Origin of the sequence: Streptomyces sp. NPDC007025, from assembly GCF_042869455.1 — a bacterium.
Lineage (GTDB): Bacteria > Actinomycetota > Actinomycetes > Streptomycetales > Streptomycetaceae > Streptomyces.
Genome location: NZ_JBIAFT010000029.1, coordinates 1 through 2,533, shown reverse-complemented (window position 1 = coordinate 2,533; position 2,533 = coordinate 1). Strand labels below are relative to the sequence as shown.

The 2,533-nt window shown below is 70.0% G+C and carries 1 protein-coding gene; it reads right to left on the bottom strand.

Annotated features, from left to right (window positions below):
- The coding region (locus tag ACFYMO_RS31650) for an amino acid adenylation domain-containing protein (RefSeq protein WP_388550925.1) at positions 1 to 2,533 on the bottom strand (2,533 nt) is incomplete at both ends.

The following is a 2,533-nucleotide window of genomic DNA, read 5'->3' as shown; positions in this document are numbered from 1 at the left end:
TGGCCATCCGCACGCCACCGCACCAGATCACCCGTGCGATACATCCGGACACCCACCTCGAACGGCGACGCCACAAACCTCTCCGCCGTCAGCCCCGCACGGTCCAGATAGCCGCGAGCGAGCCCGGGACCCGACACATACAGCTCGCCAGGCACGCCTGCGGGAACCGGTCGCAGGCCCGCGTCGAGCACGAACAGGCGGGTGCCGGCCACCGGCCGTCCGATCGGGACGACACCGCCGGAAGACGGCTCGCCGTCGGTCACGGTGTGAGTGGAGACGCAGACCGTGGCCTCGGTCGGACCGTACGCATTGAGCATGCGGCGTCCCGCGGACCAGCGCGCCGCCAGCTCCGGCGGACACACCTCTCCCCCGGCCACCACGGTCTCGAGGCGAGGGAGGGCCGACTCGACCCCGTCGAAGGTGAGTGCGCGCAGCACCGAGACCGGAAGCTGCACATGGGTGACCTCGGCATCGGCCAGCAGCCGCAGGAGGGCCTCACTCGACAGCTGCCCCGGTTCGGGAAGGACGAGCGCGGCACCTCCGGCGAACGCGGTGCACAGATCACCGAAAGCCACGTCGAAGCCGGGCGAGGCGAACTGCAGCACCCGGCTCCCAGGAGACACGCCCAGCCGCCGCACCTGGGTGCGTGCCAACGCGGCGACACCCGTGTGTGTGACGACCACGCCCTTCGGGGTGCCGGTGGAGCCGGACGTGTAGATGACGTACGCCGGGTGGTGGAGAGCTGCGCCGCGCGGCGGGTCGGTCTCCGGCCGGCCGGACACATCCTGTGCCATGGCCTCCGGGTCCAGGACCAGCACCGGCTGTGCGTCCTTCAGCATGAGATCCCGCCGGTCCCGCGGGAGGTCGGGGTCCAGCGGCAGATAGGCGCCGCCTGCCTTCGACACCGCCAGGACGGCGACGACCATCTCCACCGACCGCGGCAGCTCCACCGCCACCAGCTTCTCCGGCCCCACACCACGATCGATCAGCCAGTGCGCCAGCCGGTTCGCCCGCGCGTTCAGCTCCCCGTAGCCGACCCGTGTGCCGGCGAACATCACCGCGGTGGCCTGGGGAGTGCGGCGGGCCCGGGCTTCGAACAGTCCGGCCAACGTCTCGGCTGGGGACTCGACCGACGTACCGTCGTTCCCTTCGGCGGACGTGTCGTTCCACTCGGTGAGGATCCGGTCCCGCTCCGGTCCGGTCAGCAGCTCGGCCCGACCGATCGGGGCCGAGGGGTCCGCCACCAGCTGCTCCAGCAGCCGCACCCACCGCATGGCGAAGCCCTCGACCGTGGAGCGGTCGTACAGGGCCTCGGCGAACTCGGCGAGTGCCTCGATGCCGGTCGGCTCGCCCGCGTCGTCGTACCGCTCGATGACATTGACCGCCAGGTCGGTCTTGGCCACGCCCAGATCGACGCCCTCGGCCTCCACGTGGAGGCCGGGGAGTTCGAAGGAGCCCTCCTGCGCGTTCTGGAGTCCGAGGATGACCTGGAAGAGCGGGTGGTGGGAGGTCGAACGGTTCGGATTCAGCAACTCCACCAGATGCTCGAAGGGCACGTCCTGGTGCGCATACGCCGCCAGACTCGACTCCCGCACCCGCCCCAGCAACTCCTCGAAACTCGGGTCACCCGAGGTGTCCGTCCGCAGCACCAGCGTGTTCACGAAGAAACCGACCAGATCGTCCAGCGCATCATCCATACGCCCCGCGATCGGCGACCCCAGCGGAATGTCCTCCCCCGCACCCAACCGCGTCAGCAACGCCGCAAGACCCGCCTGCAACACCATGAACACCGTCGTGTCCGACCGCCGCGCCAACCCGACCAGACCCCGATGCAACCCCGCATCCAACTCGAACTGCAGGTGCGCGCCCTCATAGGAGACCACCGCGGGGCGGGGCCGATCGGCCGGGAACGTCACCTGCTGCGGCAGGTCCACCAACTGGTCGCGCCAGAAGCCCACCTGCTTGGCGTACAGGCTGTCCGGGTCGTTCTCGTCACCCAGCAGCTCGCGCTGCCACAACGTGTAGTCCGCGTACTGCACCGGCAACTGCGACCACTGCGGCACACCACCCTGCGCACGCGCCGTGTACGCCGCCACCACATCCCGCGCCAACGGACCCATCGACCACCCGTCACCCGCGATGTGATGCACGAGCAGGAGCAGGACACACTCCTCCTGTCCCACCTCGAACAGCCACGCACGCACGGGCATCTCGGAGGCGAGGTCGAATGCGTGGCGAGCGGCGTCTCCCAACGCCTCGGGGAGTTCCTCCTCCGTCACCGGGCGACGCTCCCACTGCAGCTCCGCGCCCGCTGCATCGAGCACCACCTGGCAGGGCTCGTCCCCGACCTCGGAGTAGACGGTTCGCAGCGACTCGTGCCGGACCACCAGATCCTGCAGCGCGGTGTGCAGCGCTTCCGCGCCGACGCCGCCCCGCAACCGCAGGACGAGGGGCATGTTGTAGGTGGCCGACGGGCCCTCCAGCTTGTGCAGGAACCACAGACGACGCTGCGCGAACGACAACGGCACCGCCT